The 19582-nt window shown below is 71.4% G+C and carries 19 protein-coding genes; 5 read left to right on the forward strand and 14 right to left on the reverse strand.

The window, feature by feature from the left end; translation table 11 throughout:
* Window positions 1-161: 161 nt before the first annotated feature.
* A complete protein-coding gene (gene nucS, locus ACZ7GJ_RS04970) occupies window positions 162-833 on the reverse strand; it encodes an endonuclease NucS (RefSeq protein ID WP_470749463.1) in 672 nt (223 codons plus the stop codon).
* A 220-nt stretch (window positions 834-1053) separates the two neighbouring features.
* On the opposite strand from nucS, the gene ACZ7GJ_RS04975 reads away from it, so the two are divergent.
* Complete coding sequence (locus tag ACZ7GJ_RS04975; protein WP_069921977.1) at window positions 1054-1446, forward strand: SCO5389 family protein; 393 nt, start codon at window positions 1054-1056, stop codon at window positions 1444-1446.
* A 97-nt stretch (window positions 1447-1543) separates the two neighbouring features.
* Here ACZ7GJ_RS04975 and ACZ7GJ_RS04980 read toward each other — a convergent pair whose 3' ends face one another.
* The gene (locus ACZ7GJ_RS04980) at window positions 1544-2584 is read right to left on the reverse strand and encodes an LLM class flavin-dependent oxidoreductase (RefSeq protein WP_470749465.1); all 1041 of its coding nucleotides are present in this window, start codon (window positions 2582-2584) and stop codon (window positions 1544-1546) included.
* A 240-nt stretch (window positions 2585-2824) separates the two neighbouring features.
* Here ACZ7GJ_RS04980 and ACZ7GJ_RS04985 point away from each other — a divergent pair, with 240 nt between their 5' ends.
* The gene (locus ACZ7GJ_RS04985; protein WP_470749467.1) at window positions 2825-3184 is read left to right on the forward strand and encodes an ATP/GTP-binding protein; all 360 of its coding nucleotides are present in this window, start codon (window positions 2825-2827) and stop codon (window positions 3182-3184) included.
* 62 nt (window positions 3185-3246) lie between these two features.
* Here ACZ7GJ_RS04985 and ACZ7GJ_RS04990 read toward each other — a convergent pair whose 3' ends face one another.
* The 7 genes from ACZ7GJ_RS04990 to mce all read right to left on the reverse strand — a co-directional run bounded on the left by ACZ7GJ_RS04990 (window position 3247) and on the right by mce (window position 13582).
* Window positions 3247-4122: an ABC transporter permease gene (locus ACZ7GJ_RS04990; RefSeq protein WP_470749469.1), complete on the reverse strand. Its 876-nt coding sequence runs from the start codon at window positions 4120-4122 to the stop codon at window positions 3247-3249.
* Window positions 4119-5234: an ABC transporter ATP-binding protein gene (locus tag ACZ7GJ_RS04995; protein WP_470749471.1), complete on the reverse strand. Its 1116-nt coding sequence runs from the start codon at window positions 5232-5234 to the stop codon at window positions 4119-4121. Before ACZ7GJ_RS04995 ends, ACZ7GJ_RS04990 begins: the two co-directional genes overlap by 4 nt.
* A gap of 134 nt (window positions 5235-5368) precedes the next feature.
* Window positions 5369-6154, reverse strand: coding sequence for an ABC transporter permease (locus ACZ7GJ_RS05000; RefSeq protein ID WP_470749657.1), 786 nt, complete (start codon window positions 6152-6154; stop codon window positions 5369-5371).
* Between the two features lie 2 nt (window positions 6155-6156).
* The gene (locus ACZ7GJ_RS05005; protein ID WP_470749473.1) at window positions 6157-7173 is read right to left on the reverse strand and encodes an ABC transporter ATP-binding protein; all 1017 of its coding nucleotides are present in this window, start codon (window positions 7171-7173) and stop codon (window positions 6157-6159) included.
* 129 nt (window positions 7174-7302) lie between these two features.
* On the reverse strand, window positions 7303-8241 hold the full coding sequence (locus ACZ7GJ_RS05010; protein ID WP_365922358.1) for a coiled-coil domain-containing protein: 939 nt from the start codon (window positions 8239-8241) through the stop codon (window positions 7303-7305).
* Between the two features lie 195 nt (window positions 8242-8436).
* Entirely contained in the window at window positions 8437-12972 is a 4536-nt protein-coding gene (gene scy, locus ACZ7GJ_RS05015) for a polarized growth protein Scy (protein WP_470749475.1), read from the reverse strand.
* 181 nt (window positions 12973-13153) lie between these two features.
* A complete protein-coding gene (gene mce, locus ACZ7GJ_RS05020) occupies window positions 13154-13582 on the reverse strand; it encodes a methylmalonyl-CoA epimerase (protein WP_470749477.1) in 429 nt (142 codons plus the stop codon).
* 137 nt (window positions 13583-13719) lie between these two features.
* Between mce and ACZ7GJ_RS05025 the strand changes: the two genes are divergently transcribed.
* The 3 genes from ACZ7GJ_RS05025 (at window position 13720) to ACZ7GJ_RS05035 (ending at window position 16116) form a co-directional block, all read left to right on the forward strand.
* On the forward strand, window positions 13720-14922 hold the full coding sequence (locus tag ACZ7GJ_RS05025; protein ID WP_470749479.1) for an acetyl-CoA C-acetyltransferase: 1203 nt from the start codon (window positions 13720-13722) through the stop codon (window positions 14920-14922).
* A gap of 45 nt (window positions 14923-14967) precedes the next feature.
* The gene (gene meaB, locus ACZ7GJ_RS05030) at window positions 14968-15930 is read left to right on the forward strand and encodes a methylmalonyl Co-A mutase-associated GTPase MeaB (RefSeq protein ID WP_470749482.1); all 963 of its coding nucleotides are present in this window, start codon (window positions 14968-14970) and stop codon (window positions 15928-15930) included.
* Between the two features lie 111 nt (window positions 15931-16041).
* Window positions 16042-16116 carry a 50S ribosomal protein bL37 gene (locus ACZ7GJ_RS05035; RefSeq protein WP_099895366.1) on the forward strand — a complete coding sequence of 25 codons (75 nt, stop codon included), beginning with the start codon at window positions 16042-16044 and terminating at the stop codon, window positions 16114-16116.
* 66 nt (window positions 16117-16182) lie between these two features.
* On the opposite strand, the gene ACZ7GJ_RS05040 is transcribed toward ACZ7GJ_RS05035, so the two are convergent.
* The 5 genes from ACZ7GJ_RS05040 to ACZ7GJ_RS05060 form a co-directional block, all read right to left on the reverse strand.
* Entirely contained in the window at window positions 16183-16800 is a 618-nt protein-coding gene (locus ACZ7GJ_RS05040; protein ID WP_470749484.1) for a PepSY domain-containing protein, read from the reverse strand.
* 116 nt (window positions 16801-16916) lie between these two features.
* On the reverse strand, window positions 16917-17393 hold the full coding sequence (locus ACZ7GJ_RS05045; RefSeq protein WP_470749659.1) for a MarR family winged helix-turn-helix transcriptional regulator: 477 nt from the start codon (window positions 17391-17393) through the stop codon (window positions 16917-16919).
* Window positions 17394-17463: 70 nt separating this feature from the next.
* Window positions 17464-18264 (reverse strand): AIM24 family protein, encoded by an 801-nt coding sequence (locus tag ACZ7GJ_RS05050; protein WP_470749661.1) that lies wholly within the window; start codon window positions 18262-18264, stop codon window positions 17464-17466.
* A gap of 14 nt (window positions 18265-18278) precedes the next feature.
* On the reverse strand, window positions 18279-18929 hold the full coding sequence (locus ACZ7GJ_RS05055; protein WP_470749486.1) for an AIM24 family protein: 651 nt from the start codon (window positions 18927-18929) through the stop codon (window positions 18279-18281).
* Window positions 18929-19567 carry an AIM24 family protein gene (locus tag ACZ7GJ_RS05060; RefSeq protein ID WP_470749487.1) on the reverse strand — a complete coding sequence of 213 codons (639 nt, stop codon included), beginning with the start codon at window positions 19565-19567 and terminating at the stop codon, window positions 18929-18931. The genes ACZ7GJ_RS05055 and ACZ7GJ_RS05060 overlap by 1 nt, the downstream gene beginning before the upstream one ends.
* Between the last annotated feature and the right edge of the window lie 15 nt (window positions 19568-19582).

Genomic DNA, 19582 nt, shown 5'->3' on the forward strand with positions numbered 1-19582 from the left:
GATTTTGGCTGATGCCGCCTGCTGGCGGGCTGGATTGCCCGCAGGGCAATCTCAGCCCGTCCGGCGTTTGAGGACCGGGTTCGGGCAGGGCCCGGGGAACGGTGGAAGGGCGGGTAGGGGACCGCTCCGCGCAGCGGTGCGAGGGGCGCGTCAGGAAGGCGTCAGAACAGGCGGAGCTTGTCGTCCTCGATGCCGCGAAGGGCGTCGTAGTCCAGCACCACGCAGTCCATACCCCGATCGGTCGCCAGGACACGCGCCTGCGGCTTGATCTCCTGCGCCGCAAACACACCCCGCACCGGCGCCAGATGCGGATCCCGGTTCAGCAGCTCCAGGTAGCGCGTGAGCTGCTCGACGCCGTCGATCTCCCCGCGCCGCTTGATCTCGATGGCGACCGTCGCGCCCGCCGCGTCCCGGCACAGGATGTCCACCGGCCCGATCGCCGTCATGTACTCGCGGCGGATCAGGGTGTAGCCCTCGCCCAGGGTGTCGATCCGGTCCGCGAGGAGCTCCTGGAGGTGGGCCTCCACGCCGTCCTTGATCAGGCCCGGGTCGATGCCCAGCTCGTGGGAGGAGTCGTGCAGGACTTCCTCCATGGTGATGATGAGCTTCTCGCCCGCCTTGTTGACGACCGTCCAGACGCCGGCCTCATCACCGCTCCCCTCCTTGAGGGTGCACGGCGGCGACATCCAGTTGAGCGGTTTGTACGCACGGTCGTCCGCGTGGATCGAGACACTGCCGTCGGCCTTCACGAGGATCAGACGGGGTGCCGAGGGCAGATGGGCGGTGAGCCGGCCCGCGTAGTCGACGGAGCAGCGGGCAATGACGAGACGCATGGTCGGCAACGCTACTCGAAGACGAGCCCTGCACGCGATTCGCCCCCGAAAGCCCCGTTCGCCGATGGCGCGTTGTATGCGCATTCTCCTGGTGCGGTACCCACCGGGCGCCTACCGTGGATAGCTGGAGGTTGCCGAGCGTGCACACTGCGTCGCGGCCTCCTTCCCTGCCCGTAAGACTCCGGCAACCCAATCTGCCGGAGTCGCGAGAGGAGAACCCATGTCGCTCGACGTCTCACCGGCCCTACTCGAACAGGCCGAGCGAGGCGAGGTCGACGAAGCCGCTTTCGTCGACTGCGTCCGGACCTCCCTGCCCTACGCATGGGAGATGATCAGCTCGCTGGTGGCACAGCTGAAGGTGGACGGCGGCCAGTTCGCCGACAACCAGACGCCGCCGCCCGACGAGCAGGCGCGCGGGCAGCTGCTGCGCGCTCTCGCGAGTGACGCGATACGAGGTGCGCTGCAGCGGCACTTCGGAGTGCGCCTGGCATTCCAGAACTGCCACCGTGTCGCAGTGTTCCCGCTGGATTCCTCGGTGGACGACCGGCTGGCCAAGTTCACTTCGATCCGCGGCCAGCTGCTCAACCAGTCGCCGGAACTGCGGGACTGCTAGAACCACCTGCACGACCGCACCACCGCACCGCACGACCGTACTTCGCTGCCGCTCCGTATCGCGGGAGGTGCCACAGATACCGGAGCGGCAGCCTTGGTCACACGCCCCGGCCCAGCCGGGGCAGGACCTCGGCGCCGAGGCGTCGTACGTTCTCCTCCGTCGCGGCGAGATCGCCGGAGCCCTCCGTCAGCAGGGCGAACCGCGTGATGCCCGTACGCTCCGACGTGGCCGCCAGCCGGTCCGCCGCCAGCTCCGGCGTGCCCACGGGGTGCAGATCGCACAGCAGCTCCGTGTAGGCGACCGGGTCGCGCATCGCGCGCTTGCGGGCGTCGACCGTCACATGTGCGTCGAGGCCCTGCTTGAGCCAGCCCGGCATCGACTTCAGCAGGGTCTCCCGGGCGTCCGCCGTACGGTCCGCCAGCTGGCACACCCCGGCCGACACATGGCCCGCCTCCCGTACGAACCGCCGCCCGTGGCCCGCCGCCAGCGCCGTGCGCCGCCACAGCGCGACCATCTCCGCCTTGTCCTCGTCCCCGCAGTGCATGCCCAGCAGCATCGGCAGCCCCCGCTCCGCGGCCAGCCGGACCGACGCCGGGGAGGTGCACGCGACGATCACTTCCGGCCCTGTTCCGTCCCCGTCCAGCGCCTCCGCCGGACGCGGTACGACGGCCACCTCGCGGAAGCCGTACCGCTCGCCGGCCGCCGCCACCCGCGGCTCGGTCAGCCAGCGCCGCAGCAGGTCGAGGTCCTCCGGAAAACCGGTCTCGTACGCGTTGAGCCCGCCTCCGAACACCTCCAGGTCCACCCAGGGCCCACCGCGGCCCACCCCCAGGGTGAACCGGCCGCCCGAGGTGACGTGCAGCAGCGCGGCCTGCTCCCCGAGGGCCACCGGATGCGTGCTCGGCAGCACGCTCACCGCCGTGCCCACCCGCAGCCGCCGGGTCCGCCCGAGCAGCAGGGCCGCCAGGGTCACCGCCGACGGGCAGACCCCGTACGGGACGAAGTGGTGCTCGGCGAGCCAGACCGAGTCGAGCCCGGCCTCCTCGGCCACCTCGGCGGTCCGCACCGCCCGGTGCAGCGGCTCTCCCTGCCCCTGACCCGGGAACTGGGCCGCCAGTACAAACGCTCCTACGCGCATCGCTTTGCCTCCTCGCAGCTGACGCGGCCTCCCCCAGGTGGACCGGTTTGATGACAACAACGTCTGATGGCAACAACGTCTGACACGTGCCAAAGGCACGGCCTGACAGGAAAGTTATTGGGATTGTCAGGCCAACCGTCCGGGACCGGCCACCCTCTACCGGCCACCCTGCGGGTACCCCGCCTCGCTGCGCGTAGTCTGGGAGAAAGTCACTGCCGTCCGCCCATCCGTGAGGTATACGTGTCACCGCGCCACAACCGCCCCAGGGGCGGCGGGAATCCAGCCGACCGTTCGGACCAGGGCTCGGGCGCCGGTTCGGGAGCGGGCCCGGGGGGCCTGGACCGGTTCGGGCTGGAGCGCACCGAGGAGTACCTCGGCGAGGAGTGGAAGGTCCGGCACGTGGCGGGCGCGAGCGCGGCGGGCAAGCGCTACCGCTGCCCGGGCTGCGACCAGGAGATCCTCTCCGGGACCCCGCACCTGGTGGCCTGGCCGGAGTACGGCGGCGTGGACGACCGGCGGCACTGGCACAAGGCCTGCTGGAACGCGAAGGACCGCCGCACCTCCAAGGTGCAGCGGTCCCGTAACGCCCCGAAGTACTGAGAGGGCCGGCCAGGGGGTGTCTGGCGGGCGTCGCGACGCCACGGACATCCGCCAGACACCCCCTAGACGTCCCGGCGCCCGGTCACGATGTACGAGCCGGTGACCGCGGCCCCCGTGGCCAGCAGGATCACCACCAGATGCGTCGCGTTGCCGGGCAGGCCGAACAGGGACGTCGGGCCGGTGTTCACGTCCGGCATGCCGAAGACCTGCATCAGGGCCACCGGCGCGTTGTACTCCAGCAGCAGGCGCCCGACCCCGGCGGAGGCCTCCCAGACGCCGAGTATCCCCCCGACCAGGGGCGGCAGCGTGACCAGGCCGAGCATGACGGCGATGGCCCCGGCGGAGTGGCGCACGAGCGCCCCGACGGCGACCGCGAGCACGCCGAGCAGGGTGACGTAGAAGCTGCCGACCAGCGCGTACAGCCAGGCGATGCCCGGGTGCGACCCGGCGGCGGCCCCGCCGTGCACGAGCATCGTGGTCAGTCCGACCAGATAGACGGACCCGGCGGTGGCGAGGAACGTGGTGATGCCGAAGACGAGGTACTTCGCGGTCAGCACCCGGTGCCGGTCGGGGGCCGCGGTGAAGGTCGTGCGGACCAGGCCGGTGCCGTACTCCGAGCTCATCATCAGAACGCCGAGGGCCATCACCGAGAGCTGCCCGACCAGCAGGCCGAAGAGGGCCGGCGCGGTGAACGGCATCTGCACGTAGTTGTCGGACCTCGTCTGGGTGACGAAGAGGATCCCGATGCCGACGATGATGACGACGAGCGAGGCGAGGGTCCCGACCGTGGAGCGCACCGACGTCAGCTTGGTCCACTCCGAGGCCATCGCGTGGCCCAGGTGCGGCCGCGTGGCCGGCACCGACGAGGTGTAGACGGCGGGGTCCGGCCGCTCCGCGGGCACGGCGGCCCGGCCGGTCGTGTTCGGGGCGGCGGTCATCGGGCGTCCTCGGGGTCGTTCTTGGCGGCTGCGGCGAGCCGGCTCGGGTCGCTGGGCATCAGGAACGGCGCTCCCCCCGACCCGGGCGGCGGCGGCGCGTAGAAGCCCGTCTGCGGGACCGCCGGGGCCGGGAGCTCGTCCTCCCACTCGGGGACGGTCAGCGGCTCCGGCTCCCACAGCTCGGCGCGCGGGTCCTCGCTGGAGGTGAACTCGACGGAGGACTGGGTCATCCGCATGTACGCCTCCTCCAGCGAGGCCCGGTGCGGTGACAGCTCCCACAGCCGTACGCCGGCCTCGTGCGCCAGGTCCGAGATGCGGGGCAGCTCCAGCCCGGTCACCCGCAGCGCGCCGTCGGGCTCCCTGAGCACGCGGCCGCCCGCCTTGGTGAGGACCGTGCCCAGCGTGTCCCAGCCGGCCGGGTCGGTGTCGGCCGCGCGGACCCGGGCGAATCCGGCCGAGTTGTGCGTGATGAAGTCCTGGGTGCCCATGTCGGCCAGCAGGCGGCCCCGGCCGATCACGATCAGGTGGTCGGCGGTCAGCGCCATCTCGCTCATCAGGTGCGAGGAGACGAAGACGGTGCGGCCCTCGGCGGCGAGCTGGCGCATGAGGTTGCGGACCCAGAGGATGCCCTCGGGGTCCAGGCCGTTGATCGGCTCGTCGAACAGCAGCACCTGCGGGTCGCCGAGCAGCGCGGCGGCGATGCCGAGCCGCTGGCCCATGCCGAGCGAGAAGCCCTTCGTGCGCTGGCGGGCCACGTCCTGGAGGCCGACGACGCCGAGGACCTCGTCCACCCGCTTCTCGGGGATCCCGGAGAGCTGGGCGACGGAGAGCAGGTGCGTCCGGGCCCGGCGGCCGCCGTGCATGGCCTTGGCGTCGAGCAGGGCGCCGACGTGCCGCTGGGCGTTCGGCAGGTCCCGGAACGGGGTGCCGTTGATCGTGACCTGGCCGGAAGTAGGCCTGTCGAGTCCGACGATCATGCGCATGGTGGTGGACTTACCGGAGCCGTTGGGCCCCAGGAATCCCGTGACGTGACCCGGCTTGACCTGGAAGGACAGCTGGTCGACGGCGGTCTTCGCGCCGAAGCGCTTGGTCAGGCCGACTGCCTCGATCATGATGCTGCCCCTCAGCAGGCTGGGACGGCTTTCGTCCTGTAAGGGTTTAGAGGATATCCAGTCGCATCTGGTTCCGTCCCGTCCCTTATCCCTGACCTACCCCTGAGGCCGACCCGGGGATGCCCCGTAGTACTTCAGGCGTCCCTCTTCCTGAGGACGACGTAGCCCCCGAGTACCGCGGCGGCCACCCACAGGACCATGATCCCGAGCCCGCCCCAGGGTCCGTAGGGCACCGGATCGCTTCCCATGGCCCCGGGGACGACCTGCATGATCTTGGATCCGGCCTGGTCGGGGAAGTACCGGGCGACCTTCTGGGTGGCGGAGACCACGCCGAGGATGTTCGAGATCAGGAAGAAGAACGGCATCAGGATGCCGAGCGCGAGCATCGAGCTGCGCAGCATGGTCGCCACGCCCATGGAGAAGAGGGCGATCAGCGCCATGTAGAGGCCGGCCCCGATCACCGCGCGCAGCACGTTCGGCTCGCCGATGCCGATGCTGCGGTCGCCCAGGATGGCCTGGCCGAGGAAGAAGGACAGGAAGCTGGTGATCAGACCCACGACCAGCGCGAGGCCGGTGGCGACGGAGAGCTTGCCGAAGAGGAAGCTGCCGCGGCGCGGCACGGCGGCCAGCGAGGTGCGGATCATGCCCGAGCTGTACTCGGTGCCGACGACCAGGACGCCGAAGACGATCATCGCGAGCTGACCGAGGGTCATGCCGGAGAAGCTGACCAGCGTCGGGTCGAAGGTGGCCTGCTCCTCGGGCTTCATGTCCTTGAAGCTGCTGTTGACGAACGCGGACAGGGCGGCGCCGATGCCGACCGTGACGACGAAGGCGGCGACCAGGGTCCAGCTGGTCGAGGCGACCGAGCGGATCTTGGTCCACTCGGACTTCAGGATGGCGGGGAGGGAGGAGGAGGCCACGGTCACTCGCCGCCCTTGCGCGTCGACTCGAAGCCGGCGCCCCACGCGGGTACGTCGGCCGGCCGGGCCGGATTGTCGGAAGCCGCCCCCGCGGGGCCGCCCGGGACCCCGGGGGCGTGGGCGTGGTACTCGATGGAGTCCGCCGTCATGCGCATGAACGCTTCCTCCAGGGAGGCCCGCTGCGGGCTGAGTTCGTGCAGCACGATCTGGTGCTGGGCGGCGAGCTCGCCGAGCCGCTCCGCGGTCACCCCGTCGATCTCCAGCGTGCCGGTGGCGGGGACGCTGATGGCGTCGATCCCGGCCTGGTGCAGGACGTCCTTGAGCCGCTCCTGCTGCGGGGAGCGCAGCCGGACGTAACTGCGCGAGTTCTGCTGGATGAAATCGGCCATTGACAGGTCCGCCAGCAGCCTTCCCTGCCCGATGACGACCAAATGGTCTGCGGTCAGCGCCATTTCACTCATCAAGTGGGAGGAAACGAAGATCGTCCTGCCCTCGGAGGCCAGCCCCTTCATAAGATTTCTGATCCACAGAATTCCCTCCGGGTCCAGACCATTGACGGGTTCGTCGAACATCAGGATTTCCGGATCGCCCAGTAGCGCGGAGGCGATTCCCAGCCGCTGGCCCATACCGAGCGAAAATCCTTTCGACTTCTTCCGCGCGACGGCCGTCAGACCGACCAGGTCCAGCACCTCGGAGACCCGGCGCTCCGGGATCCGGTTCGACTGGGCCAGGCAGAGAAGGTTGTTGTAGGCGCTGCGACCGCCGTTCATGGCCTTCGCGTCGAGCAGCGCACCGATGTACTTCAGCGGCTCGGGCAGGTCCCGGTAGTGCTTCCCGTCGATCCGGACCGTGCCGCTGGTCGGGTTGTCGAGGTCCAGCATCATGCGCATGGTCGTGGACTTCCCCGCCCCGTTGGGGCCGAGGAATCCGGTCACCACCCCCGGTCTGACCGTGAAGCTGAGGTCGTTCACGGCGGTCTTCGCGCCGAATCGCTTGGTGAGGCCCTCAAGCTCGATCATGCCGCTCACGCTAGAACGACCGAGGGCCCCTCGCCACCTCACGGAGGTGACGCGGGGCCCTCGGTCACATGTACGTACTGCGCGTGCGTACCGCGTGTACGTACGGCGCCTACGTAAGGCGCCTACGCACTAGCGGCTCTGCTGCGCCGGGACGCCGCGGGTGACCGGCTCGTCGTCCACGATCGGGTTGGCCGCCGCGACGGCCGCACCGGTGAGCGTCGCCAGCATCTCGCGGACGTTGGTCAGCTGCGCGTTGATCGAGTCGCGGCGGTTGGTGAGCGCCGCCAGCTCGCGCTCGGACTCGCTGCGGATCCGGTCGGCCTTGGCGTTGGCGTCGGCCACGATGTCCTCGGCCTGGCGCTGCGCGGTCTCCACGGTCTGGCGGGCGCGGCGCTCGGCGTCCGTACGGAGCTTCTCCGCCTCCAGGCGCAGCTGCTCAGCGCGGTGCTCGATCTCCGCGAGGCGCTTCTCGGCCTTGGCCTGACGCGAGGCCAGGTCCCGCTCGGACTGCTCGCGGCGCTTGGCCAGGTTGGTCTCGAAGTCCGCGGCGGCCTGGGCGGCCTTCGCACGGGTCTCCTCGAACAGCGCGTCGGCCTCCTCGCGCTTGGAGGCCGCGTCCTTCTGGGCCTCGGCGCGCAGGGCCGAGGCGTCGCCCTTGGCCTTCTCGACAATGCGGACGCCCTCGTCCTCGGCCGTCGACTTGCGGTCGGCGGCGAACGACTCGGCGTCGTTGCGAACCTGCTGGGCGGCCGACTCGGCGAGCTCGCGGTGCTGCTCGGCCGCGCGACGGGCCTCCTCGCGCAGGTCCTTCGCCTCCTCCTCGGCGAGCCGCAGGATCTTCTCGACCCGGGCGCCGAGGCCGGCGTACGACGGCTCGGCGTCGCTCACCTGGGCCTGGGCGTTCTGCGTCTCGAGGTGCAACTCCTCGATCCGCTTTTCCAGAGAGTTGATGCGTCCGAGGGCGCTGTCACGGTCGGAGACCAGCTTGGTAATGCGGTCGTCCACCTGACCGCGGTCGTAACCGCGCCGCACGAGCTCGAAGCCGAAGGGGGAGGAAGGGTCGCTCATGGGGTTCCTGTCGAATGAGACCGATGAGGTACTGCGTGAGGTGTTAAGGGGAATCCTAGGCGCCAGGGCGGCGTGTCATCGAGTCAATCCACGTTTGATCTGGACAATGACACCCCTTTTGAGTGGCAAGGCGTCAGAATGCTTGTCACTCGTTCGCCTGAACCTCCATCAGGAGCACACATCTGTGTGCGCCGACTACCCCTCTGACGTCTTGCCACCCGATCGAGTGGAACCCGCTGTCGCGCCGGCCTTCACGCCCCCCGCGCCCTGGCCGCCGACCGTGGGCTTCGCGCCACCCGAAGGCGCCTCGAATGATTCCAACGCCTCAAGAACGTCCTGGACACGGGAGATCTCCGCCTGAATGTCCTCGCGCCTGCGCACCAGGACCTCCAGCTCGCGGCGCCCCTCGTCGACGAGGCGCTCGGCCTCCGCCTTGGCCTGGCTGAGCGCGCTCTCGGCCTCCCTGACCAGCTCGGCCTTCTTCTGCTCGGCCTCCTTGAGCAGCGCCTCCGCCTTGCGCACCGCGGCGATCCGGACCTTGCTCGCCTCGCTGCTCGCGTCCGACACCAGCTCCTTGGCCTTCGCCTCGGCCTCGACGCTCTGCTCGGTCGCCGCCCGCACCAGCTTGTCCACGCGCTCGCCGGCCGACTTCATCTGCTCGGCAGACTCCCGGCGGGCCCGCTCGTGCAGCTCCTCGACCTCCGACTCGACCCGGCCGCGCAGTTCCTCCGCCCGCTCCCTTATGGCGGCGGCGTCCGTGCGCGCGCCGACGAGCAGCTCGTCCGCGTCCGTACGGGCCTTCTCCACCATGGAATTGCCCTCCACGGTCGCCTCCGAGGTGATCCGCGCGGCCTCCTTGCGCGCCGCGTCGACCATCGCGTCGGCCTGCTCCTCGGCCGCCGTGGTGGCGGCCAGGGCCTGCTTCTGCGCGTCGGACGTCAGCTTCTCGGCCTCCGAGGAAGCCTCCGTGATCAGCCGGTCCACCTGCTCCGCGGCCTCGCTGCGGCGCTTGTTGGCCTCCTCGCGGGCCTCGTCCAGCAGCCGCTCCGACTCCGTACGGGCCTCGGCGCGGGTGCGCTCGGCCTCGTTCGCCGCCTCCGCCTTGACCCGCTCGGCCTCGGACCGGGTACGGGTCGCGTGCTCCTGCGCCGAGGACAGCGCCTCCGCCGCCTCCTTGCGCAGCCGCTCGGCCTCCACCGAGGCCTCGCCGACCGTGCGCTCGTTGTCCTTGCGGGTCTGCTCGGTGAGCTTCGCCGCCTCGGACGAGGCCTCCGTGATGAGCCGGTCCGCCTGCTCGGCCGCCTCCGTACGCAGCCGGTTGCCCTCGGCACGCGCCTCGTCCAGGGTCTGCTCGGACTCCCGCTCGGCGCTCGCCAGGGTCTCGTTGGCCGCGGCCGTGACGCGCTCCGCCTCCGCGGTGGCCTCGCCGATGATCCGGCCGCCGTCCGCCCGGGCGTCCTCCAGGAGCCGCTCGGCCACGGCCCGCAGGGCCTCGGCCCGCTCGTTCGCCTCGCCGACCGTACGGTCGTTGGCCGCCCGGGTCTCGACCGTCATCCGCTCGGTCTCGGCGGTGGCCTCGCCGATCAGGCGGGCGCCCTCGGTGCGGGCGTCCTCCAGGGTCTCGGCCGCCTGCGCGATGAGCCGGTCCGCCTCGGCGGCGGCGTCGCCGACCGTCGCCGCGTTCGCCGCGCGCGTCTCCTCGGTGAGGCGCTCCGCCTCGGAGAGGGCCTCCGAGGTGAGCCGGTCGGCCTGCTCGGCCGCCTCGGTGCGCAGCCGGTTCGCGTCGGCGCGGGCCTCGTCCAGCGTGGCAGCGGCCTCGGCGCGCGTCGCGTCCGCGGCCGCCAGGGCCTCGGCCGTCAGCCGCTCCGCCTCCGCCGTCGCGTCGCCGACCGTGGCCGCGTTCGCCGCGCGGGTCTCCTCGGTGAGGCGCTCCGCCTCCGCCGTCGCCTCCGCGACGATCCGCCCGCCCTCGGCGCGGGAGGACTCCAGGGCCTCCGCCGCCTCGCCGCGGATGCGGTTCGCGTCGTCCCGGGCGTCCGCACGGGTCCGGGCCGCGTCCCGCTCGGACGCCGCCAGTGCGTCGGTGGCCTCGGTGCGCACCCGCTGCGCGTACTCCGCGGTGTCGGCGCGCAGCTGCTCGGCCTCGGCGATGGCCTCGCCGACCGTCCGCTCCGCGAGCGCCTTCGCCGCGTCCGTCTCGGCCCGCGCCTCGGTGCGGATCCGGTTGGCGTCCTCGGTGGCGCGCTCCCGCTCCGCGTGGGCGTCGGCGCGGACCCGCTCGGCCTCTTCGCCGGCCTCGGTCCGCGTACGCTCCGCCGCGTGCTCGGCGGCGCTGCGCAGCCCGGCGACCTCCTCCTCGGCCTGCTCGTGCAGACCCGCCACGGAGTCCCGTACCTGCTGGGCGGTGGCCTCGGCCGCCGTCACCAGCTCCGACGCGCGCCGCTCCGCCTCTTCGGTCAGGCGGGCCGCCTCGGCCTGCGCCTCCTCCGAGCGCTTGCGGGCCTGCGCCAGCAGTTCCTCGCTCTGCTCGCGGGCCTGGGCCCGCTCGCTCTCCGCGTCCGTGCGCGCCGAAGCCAGGGTCTCCTCGGACTCCCGACGGCGCCGGGCGGCCTCCTCCTGGGCGGCGGCCAGCGCCTCCGCGGCCTCCTCGGCGACCCGCTCCGCGGCGGCCTTCGCCTCCGCGCGCAGCCGGTCCGCGGTCTCCTTGGCCTCCGAGCGGACCCGCTCGGCCTCGGCCTCGGACTCCTCGCGCAGCCGCAGCGCGACCTGCTCGGCCTCCGCGCGCACCCGGCCGGCGTCGTCCGCCGCGTCCCCGCGCAGCTGGTCGGCCTCGGCCTCCGACTGTGTCTGGAGGGTGCGGATCCGTTCCGCCGACTCGGCACGCAGCCGGTCGTTCTCCTCGGTGGTCTCCTTGCGGATGTTCTCCGCCGCCGTACGGGCGTCGCGCAGCGTCTGCTCGGCCGTGGTCAGCCGCGCCTCCGCCTCCGTGTGCAGGCGTACGAGTTCCTCGTCGGCCTCCGTCCGCTTCGCGGCCAGCGCCTGCTCGGTCTCCTCGCGCCGCACCGCCGCGGCGGCGTCCGCCTCGGCCCGGACGGTCTGCGCCTGCTCCTCGGCCTCGGCGCGCAGCCGCTCCGCCTCGGCGCGGGTGCGCTCCAGGGTCTCCTCGGCCTGCTTGCGCAGGGTCGTGGCCCGCTCCACGGCCTCGGCGCGCACGCGCTCGCTCTCGGCGCTCGCCCCGCCGCGCAGCTCGTCCGCGTCCGCCTTGGCCTTGCCGAGCAGCTCCTCGGCGGTCCGGGCCGCCTCCTCGATCTGCTGGACCGCCTCGCGACGGGCCTCGCCGCGGATCCGCTCGCCCTCGGCGACGGCCTCCGCGCGCAGCTGTTCGGCCTCGCCGCGCAGCCGCCGGGCCTCCTCCTGGAGCTCGACGGTCCGGGCCCGGTACTCCTCGGTGTCGTCCTTCGCCGCGCCCTTGAGCTCGTCGGCCGTGGTCGCCGCCTGCAGGCGCAGCCGGTCGGCCTCGGCCTCCGCCTCGCGGCGGATCCGCTCGGCCTCCTCGGACGCGGCCCGGGTGGTGGCCCGGGCGTCCTCCGAGGCCTTGTTCAGTACGTCCTCGGCCGTGCGGGCAGCCTTCGCGAGCTGCGCCGCCATGTCCTCGGCGGCCGCCGTACGGGCCGCCTCGCCGGCTTCGGTGCGCAGCCGCTCCGCCTGGGCGCGGGCGTCGGCCAGCGCCTGCTCGGCCTCGGCCTTGAGGACCTCGGTCTCCTTGGTGGCCTCGCCGACCAGCCGGGCCACCTGCTCCTTGGCGGTGCGGGTGCGCTGCTCGTTGACGGACTCCGCCGAGGCCAGCTGCCGTGCGGCGCTCTCCTTGGCCTCCGCCAGCACCTTCTCGGCGGCCGCGCGTGCCTCGCGTAGCGCTGCCTCGGCCTCCTGGGCGCGCTGCTCGGCCACCCGGCCGAGGTCCATGGTCTGCTGCCGGGTCTGCTCGGCCTCGGCGCTGGTGGACGAGCGCAGCCGCTCCGCGTGCTCGGTGGCCTCCTGGGCCTGCGCGGAGGCGGCGGTCAGCAGCCGCTCGGCCTCCTTGCGGGCGCGCAGCAGGGTGGCCTCGGTCTCGGCCCGGGCGGCCTCCGTGTCGGCGGCCATCCGGCGCCGGGTCTCCTCGGCGACCCGCGCGGCCTCGGCGCGGGCGGCGTTCAGCGACTGCTCGGCCTCGGCGCGGGACTCCTCCATGAGCCGGCGGGCCTGGGACTCCGTACGGGCCCGCAGCTGCTCGGCCCAGGCCACGTTCTCGTTGACGTGCGCCTCGACGGTCTGGCGGCGCTCGCTCAGCTCCTGGTCCAGGCGCTGGCGGCGGTTGACGGCCTCGGCGTGCAGCTCGGCCTGCAGGCGCGCCTGGTGCTCGGCGTGCTCCTGGAGGATCCGCTGGGTCTGCGCCCGGACGTCGCGCAGCTCGCGCTCGGCGTCGGAGCGCATCTGGTCGGCCTGGATCTGGGCATTGCGAAGCAGCTGCTCCGCCTGATAGCCCATGTCCGCGCTGTCGTAGGCGGGCCGGGACGCCAGATTGCGGCGTACCTCGTGGAGCTTGGCGCGCAGCACCTCGACCTGGTATCCCAGGTCCTCGGCGTGCTGGACGGCCTTCCCGCGCTCCTTCTTCAGCCGCTCCATCTCGGCCTCGAAGCGCGAGAGATGGTCGGCCTCAGCCTGATGGCTCTCCTGGCTTTCGTAGCCCCGCACAGCGCGGTCCCATCCGTCCCCTGGTCGCAAGCTCACTCCCAATTGAGCATCGCTCGCCCGCTGAACGACGCCCCCGGGGAATGGTGTCAGATACCGGGTCAGGGATCACAGGCCCCGACCCCGTCTCCGCACCGATCCCCGGCCGAGCCATGGCCACTCTACCGGCCGGGGAATCGGGGCATCAGTGGTCAGGGTTGGAGGTGACGAGTTCGGTGAGGACTCCGCCGCAGTCCTTGGGGTGCAGGAAGGTGATCTGGGAGCCCATGGAGCCCGTGCGGGGCTGGTCGTAGAGCACGCGCACGCCCTTGCCGCGGATGGCCTCCGAGTCGCCGAGGACGTCCTCGGTGCCGAAGGCGATGTGGTGGACGCCCTCGCCGTTCTTGGCCAGCCACTTGGCCACCGTGGAGTCCTCGCGGGTGGGCTCCAGGAGCTGGAGGTAGGAGGCGCCGCCGTCGGAGGTCCCGTTGATCTTGAGCATGGCCTCGCGCACGCCCTGCTCCTCGTTGACCTCGGAGTGGAACACCTCGAAGCCGTACGTGGCACGGTAGAACTCGACGGTCTTGTCCAGGTCGAAGCAGGCGATCCCGATGTGGTCGATTCTTGTCAGCATGGGACCAGTGCACCGCCGAGAGGGGCGGTCACGCAACGTGCCAGCGATCACACCGACAGCCCGGTGACGCCGCGGGTACCGCTCAGTACATTCAGGTAAACCCTCGTTCACTCCTCATCCTCAAGGGGCTGTGCCTCATGTCCGGATCGAACAACACCACTTCAGTGATCGTCGCCGGGGCCCGCACGCCCATGGGACGACTGCTCGGCTCGCTGAAGTCCTTCTCGGGCGCCGACCTCGGCGGCTTCGCCATCAAGTCCGCACTGGACCGGGCCGGGATCTCCGGCGACCAGGTGCAGTACGTGATCATGGGCCAGGTGCTCCAGGCCGGCGCGGGCCAGATCCCCGCCCGCCAGGCCGCGGTCAAGGGCGGCATCCCGATGAACGTGCCCGCCCTCACCATCAACAAGGTGTGCCTCTCGGGCCTGGACGCCATCGCGCTGGCCGACCAGCTGATCCGCGCCGGTGAGTTCGACATCGTGGTCGCGGGCGGCCAGGAGTCGATGACCAACGCCCCGCACCTGCTGCCCAAGTCCCGTGAGGGCTACAAGTACGGCGCCATCGAGATGCTCGACGCGATGGCCTACGACGGCCTCACCGACGCCTTCGAGAACATCGCGATGGGCGAGTCCACCGAGAAGCACAACACCCGCCTGGGCATCGAGCGCGCCCCGCAGGACGAGTTCGCCGCCGTCTCGCACCAGCGGGCCGCGGCCGCGCAGAAGAACGGCGTCTTCGAGGCCGAGATCACCCCGGTCGAGATCCCGCAGCGCAAGGGCGAGCCTGTGGTCTTCTCGCAGGACGAGGGCATCCGCGCGGAGACCACCGCCGAGTCCCTCGGCAAGCTGCGCCCCGCCTTCGCCAAGGACGGCACCATCACCGCCGGCACCTCCTCCCAGATCAGCGACGGTGCGGCCGCCGTGGTCGTGATGAGCAAGGCCAAGGCCGAGGAGCTGGGCCTGGAGTGGCTCGCCGAGATCGGCGCCCACGGCAACGTGGCCGGCCCGGACAACTCGCTCCAGTCGCAGCCGTCGAACGCGATCCAGCACGCGCTCAAGAAGGAGGGCCTGGAGGTCGCCGACCTGGACCTCATCGAGATCAACGAGGCCTTCGCCGCCGTCGCGGTGCAGTCAATGAAGGACCTCGGCGTGACCCCGGAAAAGGTGAACGTCAACGGCGGCGCCATTGCCCTGGGGCACCCGATCGGCATGTCCGGCGCCCGCGTGGTGCTGCACCTGGCGCTGGAGCTCAAGCGCCGCGGCGGCGGGGTCGGCGCGGCCGCGCTGTGCGGCGGCGGCGGGCAGGGCGACGCCCTGATCGTCCGCGTGCCCAAGGCCTAGGAACCCGTCGAAGCAGCGGTACGAGAACCGAGGAGAGCAGCACGTATGACGGTGGTGGACGTCCCCCAGCTCGTGGCCCAGGCACGCGCAGGCAGGCCGAGGGCGGTGGCCCGGCTGATCTCGCTGGTCGAGGGGGCGTCCCCGCAGTTGCGCGAGGTGATGGCGGCGCTGGCCCCGCTCACGGGCAACGCGTACGTGGTGGGCCTGACGGGGTCGCCGGGCGTCGGCAAGTCGACCTCGACCTCCGCGCTCGTGACGGCGTACCGCAAGGCCGGCAAGCGGGTCGGCGTCCTCGCCGTCGACCCGTCCTCGCCGTTCTCCGGCGGTGCGCTGCTCGGCGACCGGGTGCGGATGTCGGACCACGCCTCCGACCCGGGGGTCTACATCCGCTCCATGGCCACCCGCGGCCACCTGGGCGGTCTCGCCTGGTCCGCGCCGCAGGCGATCCGGGTGCTGGACGCGGCGGGCTGCGACGTGATCCTGGTCGAGACGGTCGGGGTCGGGCAGTCCGAGGTGGAGATCGCGGCGCAGGCGGACACCTCGGTGGTGCTGCTGGCTCCCGGGATGGGCGACGGGATCCAGGCCGCGAAGGCGGGAATCCTGGAGATCGGCGACGTCTACGTCGTCAACAAGGCCGACCGGGACGGCGCGGACGCCACCGCGCGGGAGCTGAACCACATGCTGGGCCTGGGCGAGTCCCGGGGCCCGGGAGACTGGCGGCCGCCGATCATCAAGACCGTCGCCGCGAAGGCCCAGGGCATCGACGAGCTCGTCGAGGCGCTGGAGAAGCACCGGGCGTGGATGGACGAGCACGGGGTGCTGGCCGAGCGGCGTACGGCGCGCGCCGCGCGCGAGGTGGAGACCATCGCGGTGACGGCCCTGCGCGCCCGGATGGCCGATCTGCACGGGAACGCCCGGCTCGAAGCGCTGGCGGCCCGTGTCGCGGCGGGTGAGCTGGACCCGTACGCGGCCTCGGACGTGCTCCTGGCGACGCTGACGGAGGCCTGAGGCGCCTGTCGGCCCGTGGTGGCCGGATCGGGGCTGATGCGGGTGCGGCCGGTCGACCATAGACTGGCGAACGCCCGGAATGCCCCGATACCCGATAGAGGGAGTGGCGTCATGGCCAAGCGCGGCAACAAGAAGCGAGCACGCAAGAAGAAGAAGGCGAACCACGGCAAGCGTCCCAACGCCTGACCGACCGGAGCGCCGCAAAGCGTACGAGGAGCCGCACCCCTGCACGGGGGTGCGGCTCCTCGTTTGTCAGCGGCTGTCGCTGTTCTCGTAGTCGCTGTTCTCGTCGCTGTCGCCGCCGTTCTCGTCCTCGTCGGAGTCCGAGGGGGAGACGGTGGCCTTGCCCGACGTGGGATCGACGTGGACGTGCTGCGTGCGGCCGTCGCCGGACTTGATCTCCACGTCCCAGTAGCGCTTCTGGCCGTTGCCGTCGTTGTCGTCGTCGTCCCAGTTCACCGACCAGACCGCGCCGGGGTGGGCGGCCAGGGCCGCCGTGATCGCCTTCTGGGCGTCGACCTTCGCACCGACCAGCGCGGCCTTCTCGTTGCGGTCGTCGTCGTTGCGTTCGGTGTTCCGGGTGGTGGCCTTGCCGTCGGCGCCGACCTCCACCTCGGCGTACGCGCCGCCCTTGCCGATGATGTTCACGTGCCAGGTCGAGCCGTCCTTGTCGAGGGACTCGATGACGCCGGGGTAGTGCTTCAGAGCCGCCGCGGCGGCCCCCTGCGCGTCGACGGAGGCGCGGGCTGCCGTGGAGACGGCCGGGAGGGTTCTGCCCGCGTCGGCGGCCGCCGCTCCGGCGGCGGCCACCGGGCCGCCGACGAGCAGGACCGCGGCGGCCGCGGACGAGACGTACAGGGTGTGCTTCATGGCTGACCTCCTCAGGCCGGCCATGCGCTTACGGTTGCTCGGCGGGCGGCCGGCGAGCGAGCGTTACCGCCCATTCTCCCGGCTGCCGGCGAGGACCGCTCGGCCAGGGATCGTGCTCAGGCCTTGCCGCGATTGTCGCGCAGGTGGTCCGCGACCGGCGTCAGGGAGCCGCGCAGCGCCGCCAGCGCCTCCGGCGGCAGCAGGTCGATGAAGTGCCGGCGGACGGACGCCACGTGGTGCGGGGCGACCTTGCGCATGGTCTCCATGCCCTCTTCCGTGAGCACCGCGAACAGGCCGCGGCGGTCGGACTCGCAGTTCACCCGGCGGACCAGGCCGGCCGCCTCCATGCGCGTGATCTGGTGGGACAGCCGGCTCTTGGACTGCAGGGTCGCGGTCGCGAGATCGCTCATCCGCATCCGGTGGTCGTCCGACTCCGAGAGGTTCACGAGGATCTCGTAGTCGTTGTTGGTGAGTCCGAAGGGCTGGAGATCCTTTTCCAGCTGGTGCATCAGCAGTCTGCTGACGTCCAGATGGGTGCGCCACGCGCACTGCTCGGCGTCGGTCAGCCAGCGCGTGGCCGTCTCGGTCTCGATGGTCTCCATGAATGAACTCTACCTAAGAAGTTGAATTACGTACAAAAATGCGAGCGGGATTCGAGCGGGTCTAGAGGCCGAAACGCCGCTGGAGATCGCCCAGCTGCCCCGGCATCCGGGGCACGCCCAACTGTCCCAGCGGACCCTGGCCCGCGCCCGGAACGCCCTGCGCGTTGCCCGCGGCCGCACCGGCGCCGACCGCTCCGACGGCCTGCTCCGCCATCAGCATCTCCGACGACTGGAGCAGTACCGTCCCCGCCCCGACGAACTCGAACTGGTGTTCCTCGCCCGAGGAGCCGCCGATGCCCGTCAGCGAGCGCAGTCCTCCGATCACGCCCGACATGTAGCCGTGGTCGTAGTGGTGGCAGGGGGAGGGGCAGTCGGCCCAACCCACCAGTGCCTGCGGGTCCACGCGCAGTGGCGGTTCCATGAACACCACTGGACCGTTGGACGCCGCCACGAACTTGCCGGTTCCGATCAGCGTGAGGAAACCCGGGACGATCGACTGCTTGAGCGCCAGCGAGGGCTGGTACGCCAGCAGGTTGCCTGACCGGATGGTCAGATTCCCGTTGTCCAGGTCGTACGAGTTCACGTCGAAGGCCCGGTCGGCGAGCAGCATCTTGCCCTGCCCCTCGGCCACCACCCAGTCGCTCGCGTGCAGCGGCGAGTGGAAGCTGGTGCGCAGCAGCCGGTCGAAGCGGCCGTGGCCGATGCCGTTGAACTCGATGCTCCCGTAGTACGAGATCATCTTGCCCTTCTGCAGGAACCACTGGCTCCCCTTGAGCTCCACGCAGAAGGTGTACGCGTTCACGTTGTCGTCGGAGGGCAGGGTGTACGGGTCGAAGACCGTCGGGCCGCCGGGCCCGCCCATCACGGGACCAAAGTTCACAGCTTCTCCTCCGAGGCCTGTACGTACACCGCGCCCTGGCCGGACAGCTCCAGCTGGAACGCCTCGCCCGAGCCGCGCCCGACCATGTCGCGCCAGCCCAGCGCCGTGGACAGCTTGTTGCGGACGTCCCCGTGGTGGGCCACGTACGCCTGCGGGTCCACGTGGACCGGGCGGTTCGGGGTGATGGGGAGCTCGATGACCCCGCCGTGGGCCATCACGGCGACCGCGCCGTGGCCCTTGAGGGTGGTGGTGAACAGGCCCTGGCCGGTCACCTGGCCGCGCACCATGCCCATGACCCCGCCCTGCGAGCCCATGAACATCGTGCCCTGCTGGAGGGAGCCGTCGAAGGCGAGGAGCCGGTCGGCCTCCACGTACAGCGTCTCGCCCGTGAGGCTGATGACTTGGATGTGGTGGCCGCCGTGGCCGAACAGCACGGTGCCGCTGCCCTCGACCGTCATCAGCGGGGTCTGCTCGTTCGCCACGCGGCGCCCGATCATGCCCATGACCCCGCCCTGGCCGCCGGTCAGGCTCGGGGTGAAGGACACCTCGCCGCGGTACGCGAGCATCGCGCCGCGCTGGCTGTACATCTTCTGCCCCGGGACGACCTGGGCCTCGACCATCTTCGAGTTGATCTCGCGGAACGGCATCAGACGTCGCCCCCGATGGTGTTGCGCTCGCTGGGCTGCACGTACACCAGGCCCTCGCCCTCGAAGCGGATCTGGAACGCCTCGCCCGAGCCCTCGCCGATCAGCGTGCGGAAGTTCACGCCGGACTGGAAGGACTGCTGGAGGTTGCCGGTGTGCGCGATGTACGCGCCCGGGTCGACGGAGAGCGGGTACTGGGCGCTGACGCGCAGCACCACCGCCGGGCCGTCGGACATGATCGCCGCCTGGCCCGAGCCCTCGACGGTCGTCGTGAACAGCCCGTTGCCGGTCGTCGCGCCGCGCAGGCCCGTGAAGGTGGTGCCGGTGCGCAGGCCGGCGTCGGTGCACAGCAGGTTGCTGGACTCGACGTAGAGCTTCTCGCCGCGCAGATCGACCAGATTGATCTCACTCGCCCGGTCGGCGAAGAAGCAGGTGCCGTGCCCTTGGACCTCCATCACGGTCATCTGCTCGCCGGTCAGGCGCCGGGTCACCATGCCGCGGAGGCCTTCGCCGCCGCCTGTCATCTTCTTGAAGGCCATCTGACCGTCGTACGCGACCATGGAGCCGTTCTTCGCTTTGACGGCATCCCCGGTCAGGTCGACGGCGAGCACCTTGCTGCCTTGGAGTCGGAACTGAGCCACGGGATGACGTTATCG

It is taken from the genome of Streptomyces sp. NPDC037242 (assembly GCF_055604165.1).